The sequence below is a fragment of the Salinirubellus salinus genome (assembly GCF_025231485.1).
GTDB classification, from domain to species: Archaea; Halobacteriota; Halobacteria; order Halobacteriales; family Haloarculaceae; genus Salinirubellus; species Salinirubellus salinus.
Window position 1 is genome coordinate 864,538 of the sequence record NZ_CP104003.1, and the last position, 12,781, is coordinate 877,318.

General features: G+C 70.3%; 11 protein-coding genes and 1 pseudogene. 4 read left to right on the top strand and 8 right to left on the bottom strand.

What is annotated here, in order from left to right; genetic code table 11:
* Nucleotides 1-4: 4 nt before the first annotated feature.
* Both N0B31_RS04825 and N0B31_RS04830 read right to left on the bottom strand, forming a co-directional pair.
* Nucleotides 5-871 (bottom strand): transporter substrate-binding domain-containing protein, encoded by an 867-nt coding sequence (locus N0B31_RS04825; protein ID WP_260594709.1) that lies wholly within the window; start codon nt 869-871, stop codon nt 5-7.
* Between the two features lie 69 nt (nt 872-940).
* Nucleotides 941-1,717, bottom strand: coding sequence for a COX15/CtaA family protein (locus N0B31_RS04830; RefSeq protein ID WP_380628448.1), 777 nt, complete (start codon nt 1,715-1,717; stop codon nt 941-943).
* Nucleotides 1,718-1,867: 150 nt separating this feature from the next.
* Between N0B31_RS04830 and N0B31_RS04835 the strand changes: the two genes are divergently transcribed.
* On the top strand, nt 1,868-4,120 hold the full coding sequence (locus tag N0B31_RS04835; RefSeq protein WP_260594711.1) for an NADP-dependent malic enzyme: 2,253 nt from the start codon (nt 1,868-1,870) through the stop codon (nt 4,118-4,120).
* 222 nt (nt 4,121-4,342) lie between these two features.
* Here N0B31_RS04835 and N0B31_RS04840 read toward each other — a convergent pair whose 3' ends face one another.
* The 3 genes from N0B31_RS04840 to N0B31_RS04850 all read right to left on the bottom strand — a co-directional run bounded on the left by N0B31_RS04840 (nt 4,343) and on the right by N0B31_RS04850 (nt 7,848).
* Nucleotides 4,343-5,839 carry a class I adenylate-forming enzyme family protein gene (locus tag N0B31_RS04840; RefSeq protein ID WP_260594712.1) on the bottom strand — a complete coding sequence of 499 codons (1,497 nt, stop codon included), beginning with the start codon at nt 5,837-5,839 and terminating at the stop codon, nt 4,343-4,345.
* 66 nt (nt 5,840-5,905) lie between these two features.
* On the bottom strand, nt 5,906-6,898 hold the full coding sequence (gene menC / locus N0B31_RS04845) for an o-succinylbenzoate synthase (RefSeq protein WP_260594713.1): 993 nt from the start codon (nt 6,896-6,898) through the stop codon (nt 5,906-5,908).
* Nucleotides 6,895-7,848: a 1,4-dihydroxy-2-naphthoate polyprenyltransferase gene (locus N0B31_RS04850; protein WP_260594714.1), complete on the bottom strand. Its 954-nt coding sequence runs from the start codon at nt 7,846-7,848 to the stop codon at nt 6,895-6,897. Before N0B31_RS04850 ends, menC begins: the two co-directional genes overlap by 4 nt.
* A gap of 112 nt (nt 7,849-7,960) precedes the next feature.
* On the opposite strand from N0B31_RS04850, the gene N0B31_RS04855 reads away from it, so the two are divergent.
* On the top strand, nt 7,961-8,239 hold the full coding sequence (locus tag N0B31_RS04855) for a 4a-hydroxytetrahydrobiopterin dehydratase (RefSeq protein WP_260594715.1): 279 nt from the start codon (nt 7,961-7,963) through the stop codon (nt 8,237-8,239).
* A 4-nt stretch (nt 8,240-8,243) separates the two neighbouring features.
* Nucleotides 8,244-8,649, top strand: a pseudogene (gene lwrS / locus N0B31_RS04860) (LWR-salt protein).
* Nucleotides 8,650-8,722: 73 nt separating this feature from the next.
* Here the strand turns inward: lwrS and N0B31_RS04865 are convergent.
* A complete protein-coding gene (locus tag N0B31_RS04865; RefSeq protein ID WP_260594716.1) occupies nt 8,723-9,460 on the bottom strand; it encodes a hypothetical protein in 738 nt (245 codons plus the stop codon).
* A gap of 89 nt (nt 9,461-9,549) precedes the next feature.
* Nucleotides 9,550-11,538 carry an ester cyclase gene (locus N0B31_RS04870; RefSeq protein ID WP_260594717.1) on the bottom strand — a complete coding sequence of 663 codons (1,989 nt, stop codon included), beginning with the start codon at nt 11,536-11,538 and terminating at the stop codon, nt 9,550-9,552.
* Between the two features lie 138 nt (nt 11,539-11,676).
* On the opposite strand from N0B31_RS04870, the gene N0B31_RS04875 reads away from it, so the two are divergent.
* Nucleotides 11,677-12,327: an HAD family hydrolase gene (locus tag N0B31_RS04875; protein WP_260594718.1), complete on the top strand. Its 651-nt coding sequence runs from the start codon at nt 11,677-11,679 to the stop codon at nt 12,325-12,327.
* A gap of 15 nt (nt 12,328-12,342) precedes the next feature.
* On the opposite strand, the gene N0B31_RS04880 is transcribed toward N0B31_RS04875, so the two are convergent.
* The gene (locus N0B31_RS04880) at nt 12,343-12,759 is read right to left on the bottom strand and encodes a hypothetical protein (protein ID WP_260594719.1); all 417 of its coding nucleotides are present in this window, start codon (nt 12,757-12,759) and stop codon (nt 12,343-12,345) included.
* Nucleotides 12,760-12,781 lie beyond the last annotated feature (22 nt).

Genomic DNA, 12,781 nt, shown 5'->3' on the forward strand with positions numbered 1-12,781 from the left:
CGGTCTACTCGCTACCGAACCACTCGTTGCGGAGTTCCTCGTAGGTGCCGTTGTCCCGGACCGCGGCGAGACCGTCGTTGATGGCCTGCTGGCGTGCACTGTCGTTCTGGCGGACGCCGAATCCGTAGCGCTCGCCCGTCTCGTAGACGAATGCGACCGTCACGTCGCGCTGGTCGGCGAACGTCGCCCCGACCGGCTGGTCGAGGACGATGGCGTCGATGTTGCCGTTCTCGAGGTCCTGCACCGCGAGCGTGTAGTTGCCGTAGACCCGCTTGTTCGACTCCTGGAGCTTGCCCTCCTCGATGAGCTGGGTGTCGACGACACCCTCGCCGGTGGTCCCCTCCTGGACGCCGACCATCCGACCAGAGAGGTCGTCGAGCGACTCCGGCACGAAGTCGCCACCCTCCAGCACGATGACGGACTGGTCGGCCGAGTAGTACGGGTCCGAGAAGTCGATGACCTGGTCGCGCTCGTCCGTGATGGTCATCGCCGCGGCGATGGCGTCGATGCGCTCGTCACGCAGCGCGGGAATGAGCGCGTCGAACTCGAACTCGCGCCACCCGCCGAACTCGTACTCCGTCTCCGCGACGATGGCCTCGAACAGTTCGACGTCGAACCCGGTCAGTTCGCCGTCCTCCTTGATCTCGAACGGGGGGAACCCGGGCGCCGTGCCTGCGACGATCTGCGGGGCCGGGGTCTCGGTCGGCGTGGCGGTGTCGGTGTCGCCACCGTCGCCGTTCCCGTCACCGTTCCCGTCACCGTCTCCCCCGCCATTGCCGCCGTCACTCGTGCACCCGGCCAGCGTCGCGGTCACGCCCGCGGCGCCGACTGCCTTCAGGTACGACCGCCGGTCGATGTCTCTGGATACCATACACCTCAGTACAAAAAGGGCGCGTTAGTAGTTTACCCTCCAGCCCGGAACCCCGGACGACCGTCTGGTTCAGTCGTCGCTCGGCGCTCTGCCGGACCGCACGACGGCCGGCCCCGAGCCTCGACGGACGGCCACGAGCGCCACGACCACGGCCACGAACGCGAGCACAGCGCCCGCGAGCATCAGCAGTTCGCCGGTCCCGCCGTAGGCCTGCCGTCCGACGACCAGCTCGGCGAACAGCAGCGCGGCGGCCCCACCTGCCAGCGACCGGACCCGTCCTGTCGAGGTGAGTGTGGTCGCCACGAGCGCGGCGTAGGCCGTCATCCCGACGGCGTAGAACCCGACCTGCACGAGCTCGCTGTAGACGAAGACGAGGCGAGGCGAGAGGGCGACGTAGACCGGGAACAGCACCGCGACGAGCAGGAGTGCGGTCTCGCGGCGCGAACGGAGGTCGACCACGGGGTCCCACGCCCACGTCGCCGCCGCGAACAGGAGCGTCAGGATGGTGAACGCCGTGACGAAGTGCGCGAGCAGGATGAGCAGTTCGTACTGCGTGACCGTGAGCGCCCCGAGGACGATCTGGGAGGGGAGGACGAGCGTCGCCCCGGCCAGCGCGTAGCGCACCTTCCGGTCGACGCCCTGCCGGAACGCCCGTATCGTCGTCCCGAGGACGACGAACCCGGTCACCATCGCCCAGAGGCGGTGGAACCACTCGACGAACGAGGGCCAGTTCGCCGGGAAGAGGCCGAACACCGCGCCGTCGCAGAGCGGCCACCGGCCCGCACAGGTCAGCCCCGCGCCGTCCGCGGCGGTGTAGACGCCGAGGAGGACGAGGACGAACGTCAGGCCAGCCGAGAGCCCGGCCAGTCGGCGTGTCAGTCGGTCCATACCCGCCCTCGGGACTGCGACGACAAATGTCGTTCGTTCGCGGAGACGGACCGGCGACCCGACCACGGTACAGCATACCTTTTTGATGGTTCGCACCGCCGTCGAGGCATGGGACTCGACGAGGACTCTCTCGACTATCACCGGCAGGAACCGCCGGGCAAACTGGAGATCTCGACAACGAAACCGACCAACACGCAGCGTGACCTCTCGCTCGCGTACTCGCCGGGCGTCGCCGCGCCGTGCCGCGAGATCCGCGACGATCCGGACGAGGCCTACTCCTACACCGCGAAGGGGAACATGGTGGGCGTCGTCTCGAACGGCACCGCCGTCCTCGGCCTCGGTGACATCGGCGCGCAGGCGTCCAAGCCCGTCATGGAGGGCAAGGGCGTCCTGTTCAAGCGCTTCGCCGACATCGACGTGTTCGACATCGAACTCGATCAGGACGACCCGGACGAGTTCATCCGGTCCGTAGCGGCGATGGAACCCACGTTCGGTGGCGTCAACCTCGAGGACATCAAGGCGCCGGAGTGCTTCCAGATCGAGGAGGAGCTCCGCGAGCAGATGGACATCCCCGTCTTCCACGACGACCAGCACGGGACCGCCATCATCTCCGGTGCCGCGCTGCTCAACGCCTGCGAGATAACGGGCAAGGACATCTCCGAACTCGACATCGTCTTCTCCGGGGCCGGCGCGAGCGCCCTCGCCACGGCCCGATTCTACGTCTCGCTCGGCGCGGACCGCGAACGCATCACGATGTGTGACTCCTCGGGCATCATCACGCAGGAACGTGCCGATGCGGGCGAGGTGAACGAGTACAAGCGCGAGTTCGCCACGGCCCGCGAGGGGGGCGACCTCGCGGACGCGATGACGGACGCCGACGTGTTCGTCGGCCTCTCTATCGGTGGACTCGTCGACGAGGCGATGGTCCAGTCGATGGCCGATGACCCCATCATCTTCGCGATGGCGAACCCCGACCCGGAAATCCCGTACCCGGACGCGAAGGCCGCCCGCGACGACACCGTCATCATGGCCACGGGGCGCTCGGACTACCCGAACCAGGTCAACAACGTCCTCGGGTTCCCGTTCATCTTCCGTGGGGCGCTGGACGTGCGTGCCACCGAGATCAACGAGGAGATGAAACGCGCCGCGGCGCAGGCGCTCGCCGACCTCGCCCGGCAGGACGTGCCCGACGCCGTCGTCAAGGCCTACGGCGACCAGCCGCTCCAGTTCGGCCCGGAGTACCTCATCCCCAAGCCGCTCGACCCGCGGGTCCTGTTCGAGGTGGCGCCCGCCGTCGCACAGGCCGCCGTCGACAGCGGCTGTGCCCGGAAGGAACTCGACGTGGAGCAGTACGTCGAGCGCCTCGAAGCGCGCCTCGGGAAGTCCCGCGAGATGATGCGGGTCGTCCTGAACAAGGCGAAGTCACAGCCCAAGCGCGTCGTCCTCGCCGAGGGCGACGACGAGAAGATGATCCGCGCGGCCTACCAGCTCGTCGAGCAGGGGATCGCCGAACCCGTCCTCATCGGCGACCGCGAGGAGATCTGGGAGACGAGTCAGGACCTCGGGCTCGACTTCGACCCCGAGGTCGTCGACCCCGAGGAGGGGAACCTCGACGCCTACGCCGAGCGGCTCTACGAACTCCGCCAGCGCAAGGGCGTGACCCGCCGCGAGGCCGACGAACTCGTCCAGGAGGGCAACTACCTCGGCAGCACGATGGTGGAGATGGGCGACGCCGACGCGATGCTCACCGGCCTGATGCACCACTACCCGTCGGCACTCCGCCCGCCGCTCCAGGTCATCGGCACCGAGGAGGACGTGGACTACGCCGCCGGTGTCTACATGCTGACGTTCAAGAACCAGGTCGTCTTCTGCGCGGACACCACGGTCAACCAGGCACCCGACGAGGAGGTGCTCTCCGAGGTGGCCAAGCAGACGGCCAAGCTCGCCCGGCGGTTCAACGTCGAACCCCGCGTGGCGATGCTCTCGTACTCGGACTTCGGGAGCGTGAACAACCCCGGCACGGCGAAGCCCCGCGACGCCGCCGAGATGCTCCGGGAGGACCCCGAGGTGGACTTCCCGGTCGACGGCGAGATGCAGGCCGACACGGCCGTCGTCGAGGAGATGCTCACCGGCGACTACAGTTTCAACGAACTCGAGGAACCCGCGAACGTCCTCGTGTTCCCCAACCTCGAAGCGGGGAACATCGCCTACAAACTGCTCCAGCGCCTCGGCGGCGCGGAGGCCATCGGCCCGATGCTCGTCGGGATGGACAAGCCCGTCCACGTCCTGCAGCGCGGCGACGAGGTGAAGGACATCGTGAATCTGGCGGGCGTGGCGGTGGTGGACGCGCAGGACGACTGACCTCTCTTTACTCCTCGGGCTTCCTCGCTCGCTGCGCTCGCTTCGGGGAGCCACTCGTCGCAAAAACGCGGAGAAAAACTGCGCCCCTCGCTACGCTCGGGGCGGGTGGTGAGCGGTCCGCAGGACCGCGAGTCTCGGCAGGCGAGTGATAACGAGTCTACCGGTGGACCTCGCTCGCTGACGCTCGCTCGGACAGGGGCGGCGACCGCACCGCACGCGTTTTCACTCGTGCGCCGGCGCGGCCTCCAGCAGTTCCCGCGCAGCCTCCCGGTCCACCGTCCCCGACGCCGTCCGCGGGAGTTCGTCGGTGAACACGACCGTCTTCGGCTTCTTGAACCCGGCCAGACGGCCGTCGAGGAACTCGAGGAGTTCGTCCTCCGCCACGTCGCCGACGACGAGCGCGGCGACCCGCTCGCCCCACTCCTCGTCCGGCAGGCCGAGGACGGCCGCGTCCGAGACCATCGGGTGGTTCCGGAGGACGTCGAGCACGTCGCCGGGGTCGACGTTCTCGCCGCCCGTGACGATGCGGTCGTCCGCCCGGTTGAGGACGAACAGGCGACCGTTCTCGTCGCGGTAGCCCACGTCGCCCGTCCGGAACCCGTGGGTGCAGAACGACTCACGGGTCGAGGCCACGTCGCCGTAGTACCCCGCGGTGACGGTCGGACCGGAGACGACGATCTCGCCCGTCTCGTCCGTCCCGACCGGCCGGTGGTCCTCGTCGACGATGGTCACGTCGGTGAACACGAGCGGGTTCCCGACCGTCCCGACTGCCTCGCGGGCCTCCCGCGGGGTCGCGGTGGCGATCTGCGAGGAGGTCTCGGTCATGCCGTAGGTGGGCGCGACGGGCACGTCGCGTTCGAGACAGTCCCGGAGGAGCGTGCGCGGCGCCTTGGCCCCGCCGAGGAGGACGAACCGGAACGAGTCGGGGAAGGGGTCGTCGTCGTACGTGTCGAGGATACGTCGCAGCATCGTCGGGACGAGCGAGGTACAGGTCGCCCCGGTCCGGTGCATCGCCTCGACGGTCCGTTCGGGGTCGAACCCACCCCCCGACCCCTCGACGACGACACTCGTCCCGTAGAGTACCGACCGATACACCGGTGCCAGCCCGCCCATGTGGTACATCGGGAGTGGGTCGTACCACCGGTCCTCGGGGAGGACGCCGAGGCGGAAGGCCGAGGCGCCGGCGCTGACCGCGAGGTTCGTCGCGGTGAGCGCGACGGCCTTCGGCGTCCCCGTCGTCCCCGAGGTGAACAGCATCACCTGTACGTCGTTGGGCGTCAACGCCGGGAGGTCGTAGGTCTCCGGCGAGACGCCGAGGAGGTCCCGGGTCCCGGCGTCTTCGTCGAGCGAGACGACGGGGACCTCGTTCGACTCCGCCGCGGGGACCGCCCGCTCGGCCGCCTCGGCGTCCGTCACGAGCGTGGAGAGGTCCGCACGGTCGACCCGTTCGGTGAGTTCGGCGACCGTCAGTCGCGCGTTCAGGGGGACGAGGACCGCACCCACCCGCATCGTCGCGTGGACGAGGTCGACGAACGACGGCCCGGTCTCGCAGACGACGCCGACGTGGTCGTCGACACCCACGCCCAGCCCGGCCAGCCGCCCCGCGACCTCCTCGACACGCTCGTCGAGGGCCGCGTACGTCGTGGTCGTGCCGTCGACACCGTGGACCGCGGGCGCGGTCGGTGTCGCGTCTGCACGATGGGCCAGCCAATCCCGCATACCGTCGCACTTGGGGAGAGGGGGACTATTGAACTTTCGACGTGCGCGCCGGGGAGGACCGGTCGTTCAACACACCCCGGGGTGGGTCGGGACCGCGACGGCGCCCTCCGCCACCGGGACGGGGTCGGGGTCGAGGAGGTCCGTCGCCAGCAGGGCGCCCGTCCCGAGCCCGCAGGCGGGGACCGAGGGGAGCGACGCCGCGAGGTGGACCGCCGCGGCGCGGGCGTAGGCCCCGTCGATGGTCGTCGTGACGACGGTGTCGACGCCAGCCTCGTGCGCCCGGCGTGCGACGGTCCGGGCCGCGACGGGGCCGCCGAGCGTCATCGGCTTCAGCACCACCGTGTCCGCGGCGTCGGCCGCGAGGACGGCGTCGAGGCCGTGCGCCGCGAGGCTCTCGTCCAGCGCGATGCCCACGCCCGCCCCTCGGAGTGCCGCGTGTCCCGAGAGGTCGGCGGCGGACAGCGGCTGTTCGAGGTACGCGAGGTCGAGGTCGGCCGCCCACTCGACGACGTCTGCGGCCGTCTCGCGGTCCCACGCCTCGTTGGCGTCGGCCCGGAGTTCCACGGCCGGGCAGGCGTCCCGGACCGCCGCGAGTCGCTCCCGGTCGCGGGACTGCTCGCCGACGCCGACCTTGATCTTCACCGCGGGGAACCCCGCCTCGACGGCCTCCCGGGCCGCCGCTGCTGTCTGCGCCGGCGTGTCGTCACCGACGGTGGCGTTCACGGGGACGCTCGCTGCGGGGGCGTCCTCGCCGAGCCACGCGGCCAGCGACTCGCCGTTCGACCGCGCCTCGCAGCCCGCGACGGCCATCTCGACGGCGTGTCTCGCGGCAGGGTGGTCGCCCATCTCGTCGAGCGCGGAGACGGGGTCCGCGACGGCCTCGAGTGCCGCCCGACACTCCTCGAGCGACTCGGTCCACCCCGGCAGGGGGGTCGCCTCGCCGACGGCCGTCTCCCCGGCGTGCTCGACGTGGACGAGGAACCCCTCTCGTGCCTCGATGGGGCCGTTGGCGGTGCTCAGCGGCCGTGTCAGCGACAGCGAGAACGGCTCGACCCTCATAGGAGCGCCGGGAGCGCGAGCCCCAGCGCGAACAGCACCGAGTGCGCGAACAGGAGCTTGCCCGTCGTCTCGAGCGCCGGGTTCAGCGCGGCCCCCTCGGTGCGGCTCAGGACGGTCCGGGAGAGCGAGACGGCCAGCGGGAGCGTCAGGAGCGGCAGGAGCGTCGCGAGCGAGTAGCCCGTCAGCGCGAAGACGACCGGGACGACGTAGGCCGTCCCGACCATCAGCAGGAACTCGGCCCGGGCGCCGCGGTAGCCGAGCATGACAGCGAGGGTGCGTTTCCCCGTCGCAGCGTCGGTCTCCCGGTCGCGGATGTTGTTCACGACGAGGATGGCCGTCGAGAGGCCGGCGGCGGGGAGCGACGCGACGATCGCCGCGAGCGGGACGGTGTCCGGCGGAATCCAGAGGGGGAACGCGCTCCCCGCCGCGGCGGCCTGCACGTAGTAGGTCCCGGCGACGGCGACGACGCCGAAGTAGATGAACACGAACAGGTCGCCCAGTCCCCGGTAGCCGTAGGGGTACGGCCCACCCGTGTAGAGCACGCCAGCGGCCACCCCGGAGAGCCCGACGACGACGATGGGGAGTCCACCGACGTAGACGAGGTAGACTCCGACGAGGACGGCGAGCGCGTAGGTGAGCCACATCGCGCGCTTGACCCGCTCGGCGTCGATGATGCCTCCCGCGGTGACGCGGGTGAACCCCTCGCGGTCCTCGGTGTCGGCGCCCTTGACGGCGTCGTAGTAGTCGTTCGCGAAGTTGGTCCCGACCTGCAGGAGGAGTGCCCCGACCAGCGCGAACAGGGCGGGCAGCGGGGCGAAGACGCCCGCGCCGACCGCGAGACCGGCCCCGACGACGACGGGGGCGGCCCCGGCCGGGAGGGTCTGTGGTCGGGCGGCCATCAGCCACGCCTCGGTTCGCGTGACGTCCGCCGCGGCCGGCTCGTTCGACATTACTCCCACTTGGGCGGCGCGTGATTTAGCGACTGTGGTCCCGGTGGCCACAGTGGCCTCCGTGGCTCCTGTCGCACCCACACTTATGCTCGCGTCGCACCAACGACCTGTCATGGCAGACCTGCTCTCCGAGGCCGAGATCGAGGCACAGAAACCCGCCGACTGGACGGTCGAGGGCGACGAACTCGTCCGGACCTACGAGTTCGACTCCTACCTCGAGGGCGTCGGCTTCGCCGCGGGGGCCGGCGGCCTCGCCGAGGAGGCGTTCCACCACCCCGAGCTCACCATCGGGTGGCGCGAGGTGGAGGTCCGGCTCACGACCCACGACGCCGGCGGCATCACCGAGAATGACACGGACCTCGCCGCCCGGTTCGACGAGCTCGCCGACTGAGCCGATGTCCGAGACCGACCACGGGGCACCGAGCGCCGAGTACCTCTTCCGGATACGGTTCAGGGTCGAGTCAGCCGACCCGGACGTCGCGCTCTCGCCGGACCGCTTCGAGTCGGTGCTGTCGAGACGGGCGGCCACGCCGGGCGAGGACGGCTGGCTCTTCTTCCGAGACAACCTCTGGCGCGGCGAAGGGGGGCGACGAGAGGTACCTCCGGGAACTGGCAGAGGACTCGCTCGGCGTCCCCGTCGAGTCCGTCGACTTCCGGGAGTTGCGGACCGACCCCGAGTACCTCGACGCGCTCCGAGCGGCCGTCGCCGACGACCTCTCGCTGTTCAAAGCGGACTCTGTCGACGAAGTGCTGAAGAAGTACCTCGGGTCGAGTATCCACGTGCGGCGCGGCCGGGAGTGACGGCGACCGGCCGCGCGCGACCGGGAACGACCGGTCGTTCACCGGCACCCTCCAACCGTGCCACCACGGCGGGTCATCGGGACTGTGGGATCCGCTCGGCACCGGCGACCCGGTCCGCTCCCGCGGTGTCACCAAGCGAGCCGAGCCGTCGGAAGTGGACAGCCGCGAGCACGGTCGCCACCGGGAACGTGAGTGCCCAGACCCCGAGCGATAGGAAGCTCACCGCCTCGGCCGCGGGCACGTGTCCCGCGGCGCCGAGGACCACCACGCCCACGAGGCTCGCGGCCCCGTTGAGGACGAACAGCCGCCGAACCCAGACGGCCAGTCGCCCGCCGCCGAAGGCGAAGCCACCGAACAGCATCGCGATGCCCATCAGACCGTAACCGACGCCCTCGAGCGTGCCCGTGAGGCTGTGTGGACTCCCGACGACGAACAGGTCGAGCCCCTCCGTGGCCCCCGCGGCTATCGCCTGTGGGACGAACGTCGCCAGCACGAAGTAGTTCGCACCGAGGATAGCGCCGTAGGCCGTCGCGAAGCCGAACCCGAGGAGACTCCACACGCGTCGGCCCCTCGGCGTCGAGACGTGGACCGCCACCCAGAACGGCGCGAAGGTCAGCGCGAGGAGCAGCGGGGGGACCACCCACGCCAGATACGGACCAGGCTCGAAGGCGGCCGCGTACGCATCGATGCCGTTCCACGCCCCCAGTCCACTGATCCACGGGACGAACGCGAGCACGAACCAGACGGCCCACGTCGCGAGCAGGGCCCCCGTCACTGCTCCCACTATCGTCTCTGGTCTCTCGGAGTTCATGTCGACAGGTGCGACGAGGTATTGGTTAAACAGGCGACATGAATCTCGCCGGCTGAGAACGGCCGCGGCGTGGAGCGGGGAGCGACAGGTCAGACCACCTCCCCCGGTGCGTCCCAGGCCACCTCCGCCGAGGCGGTCACGCCGAGCTGGTGCAACAGCCGGATGGTGTCCTCGACGACGCCCGTCTCCACGATGCGGCCGTCGTCGACGTGGTGGACGACCATCCGGGCGACGTCTACCGTCTCGCCGGTCGGCTCGACGTCGAGGAACCGGCCGTCGTGAGTCCCCCGGAGTCGCTGGCGGAGGAAGACCTTGTCACCCTCCGAGACGGTTTCCTCCACGGTGAGCCGCAGGTCGGGGAACCCCTCGCGGTAGCGTTGGACGAACTTCCAGTAGGCGTCGCGCCCGCGCAGCTCGCGGGCGCTGTCGAGGTAGAGGACGCTGTCGGCAGCGAGGACGCGGTCGAGTGCGTCGCGGTCGCCACGGTTCCACACCGCCTCGGTCAGCCGGTCCACGATGTCGCGGTTCTCGGTCGGTGCCGAGAGCTGTGTCACCACCGGCGTGGCCGCCACCCGGGCGGTCGTCGAGAGCCGCTCGGTCACGTCCGCGACACCGACCTGTCGGAGCAGCCCCCACCCCTCGTAGAGCGTCCACATCGTCGTTATCTTGCCATCGTCGAGGTGCAGCATCGACATCCCCGAGAGCGACACCGGGCGGTCGCTCGGCTCGGTACCGAGGAACGGCCCCGTGTTGGTTCCGGTGGCCCGCCAGCGAATCGCCACCCGGTCGGGCTCCGCCGCCGTCTCCTCGATCCGGAACGAGAGATCGGGTATCGCCTCGCGCATGGTCCGTGTGAACGACACGTACTCCGCGAGCCCGTACGGCGTCACCTCGGCCTCGGACTCGCCGGCCAGGAATCGGCGAACCTCGACGAGATTGGAGGGCGAGTGGACCGTCAGCGACGGGGCCACCAGTCCGTCCCAGTCGGCCTCGCCCTCGTTCCAGACCTCCCGGACCGCCCGCTGGACGGTGCGACGGTCCCGCTCGACAGCGAGGAACCGACCAGCCTGTTCGCGGCCGTGGTCCCACAGCTGGTCGAGGAACTCGTGCGACCGGTCCAGTTTCGTGGCGTAGTCGAGTGACCGGTCCGGCGAGACCATCGACTCGTCCAGCTCGACGGTCTTGACGGCTATCGGACGGAACGCACCGACCGTCTCGCCCGCGGCCGCCGCCTCGTTCAGCAGGCGGACGAACTCGAGCTCCTGGTTGATGGAGAGGTTACCGCCGAGCTCGTTGCGGCGGTCGAGTATCTCCTCCGTGCGCCGAGGGACCCGGTCCTCGCGCTGGGGGTTGATCTGGACGACCCAGAGCTCGTCCGGCCGCTCCAACCGACCGGGCGTAGCCCTGAACAGCTCGCCCAGCGGCGGGTTCTGCGAGAAGAGCCCGTCCCAGTAGTACCGGACTGTGCCGTCGGGTTCGGTGACCGGCGCGGCCTCGAAGAGGTTCGGGACGGCCGTCGACGCGAGCACCGCGTCGTGGGTCACGTCCCGCTCCGTGAACGTCCTGAACGTGCCACGCTGGACGTCGACGGCACCGACGTCGAGCCGCGGTGGCGGCGAGTCGGGGTCGACCCCGTCGACGAGGTCGGCGAGGTCGGCGGCCGGCACCGCCCGTTCGAGCGTCCGACGCATGGTCCCCCGACCGAGTTCCGAGGCTGGCGTGTCGTAGGGACTCACCGACGGCATCGGCACGCCCATCCCTTGCGTTCGGGCGAGGCCCACCCCCAGCGCGTTGACGAACCGTTCCGGCGGCGAGTCCACGGCGATGTCGTCCCAGACCTGTCGGAGCAGCCGCCGAGCCTCCACCCGACCCTCGGAACCGGACTCGCTGGCGAGTGCGTACCACGCGGTGAACGCACAGATGGCGCCGCCCGAGGTGCCGCTGAGTCCGACCACGTCGAACGCCACGTCGGTCTCCTCCAGCAGTCGGTCGAGCACGCCGGCGGTGAAGGCGGTGTGGCTCCCCCCGCCCTGACAGGCGACGGCGACTCGCGGCGGTCGAGACTCTCCACTGGACATGCCGGGACGGGGGTGCAGCGCGCGTATCAAGATAACTCAGGGGCCGGAGACGGTCACGGACCCGGTAGATTCTCGCGAACGGCGAGCCGGCGTGGGCGAGAAAGTTCTTATCCGGTGAGCCGCTACGGTTCGGTTCCGATGGTGCACCGCGACTACGACTACTGGGTCCTCGACCTCGACGGGACCCTCATCGACGTGGAGCCGGACTACGTCCACGAGGTGGTCGGTCGCGTGGGCGACCGCCTCGGCCACGGCTTCACAGACGAGCAGGCCGAGCGGGTCTGGCACTCCCTCGGCGGTGACCCGAACGCCGCGCTCGAGTCGTGGGGGCTCGACCCGCAGCGGTTCTGGGAGATCTTCCACGAGGAGGAGGACCCGGAGGCACGCGCCGACGCCACCTTCCTCTACGACGACGCGGCCCGATTCGCCGAGGTGGACCGCCCCCTCGCGCTCGTGACACACTGCCAGGAGTACCTCACGGACCCGGTCCTCGACGGACTCGACATCCGCGACTGGTTCGACACTGTCGTCTGCTGTACGGACGAGACGGGATGGAAACCCGACCCGACCCCCGTGGAGCTGGCCCTCGCACGCATCGACGCCCGCACGGAGGGTGAGGGAATCCTCGCGGGCGACGGCCCGCACGACGTGGGCGCGGCGTGGAACGCCGGCCTCGACGCGGTCCACGTCGAGCGCCACGGCCACCACCGACGCGGGATGTGCGTCCTCGGTGACCACCGCGTCTCCTCGTTCGACGAACTCTGGAGTGGGGACACCGCGGCCGACTGACGGGGCCGGCGGCGTTCAGACCGCGCTGACGAGCGCCTCGCCGACCCGCCAGCAGACCACGGCGACGACCACGGGCAGGACGAGCACCGCGACGAGTCCGGGGACGGCGACGCCGAGGAGCACGTCGACGGTGACCAGCACCACCACGCCGACGAGCACGGAGCCCCCCAGCAGGTAGCCGACGACCCGGAGGACGGTGCGCTGGGCACCACTGAACACGGGGTCGTCGTCGCCGGTGAGCGCGAGCCCCAGGACGGCGAGGAACACGCCGGCGAGGACGCCGAGGCCGAGGAAGAGGACGGCGAACCCGCCGGGGATGTCACGCCCGGCGGGTGGCGGTGGTGGGAGCGTCGCGAGGCTCCGCACGGAACCGACGACGAGGAGGACGCCGACGGCGACGAGGAGCCAGCGGAGGGCATCACGGATGCGCACGTCCCCGCTCGTGGACCTGCCG

Excerpts from the sequence above, each read along its gene's own strand:
- N0B31_RS04870 (WP_260594717.1), bottom strand. The coding sequence starts at position 11,538 with ATGTCCAGTGGAGAGTCTCGACCGCCGCGAGTCGCCGTCGCCTGTCAG.
- N0B31_RS04850 (WP_260594714.1), bottom strand. The coding sequence starts at position 7,848 with ATGTCGAACGAGCCGGCCGCGGCGGACGTCACGCGAACCGAGGCGTGG.
- N0B31_RS04855 (WP_260594715.1), top strand. The coding sequence starts at position 7,961 with ATGGCAGACCTGCTCTCCGAGGCCGAGATCGAGGCACAGAAACCCGCC.
- N0B31_RS04865 (WP_260594716.1), bottom strand. The coding sequence starts at position 9,460 with ATGAACTCCGAGAGACCAGAGACGATAGTGGGAGCAGTGACGGGGGCC.
- N0B31_RS04825 (WP_260594709.1), bottom strand. The coding sequence starts at position 871 with ATGGTATCCAGAGACATCGACCGGCGGTCGTACCTGAAGGCAGTCGGC.
- menC (WP_260594713.1), bottom strand. The coding sequence starts at position 6,898 with ATGAGGGTCGAGCCGTTCTCGCTGTCGCTGACACGGCCGCTGAGCACC.
- N0B31_RS04875 (WP_260594718.1), top strand. The coding sequence starts at position 11,677 with ATGGTGCACCGCGACTACGACTACTGGGTCCTCGACCTCGACGGGACC.
- N0B31_RS04835 (WP_260594711.1), top strand. The coding sequence starts at position 1,868 with ATGGGACTCGACGAGGACTCTCTCGACTATCACCGGCAGGAACCGCCG.
- N0B31_RS04840 (WP_260594712.1), bottom strand. The coding sequence starts at position 5,839 with ATGCGGGATTGGCTGGCCCATCGTGCAGACGCGACACCGACCGCGCCC.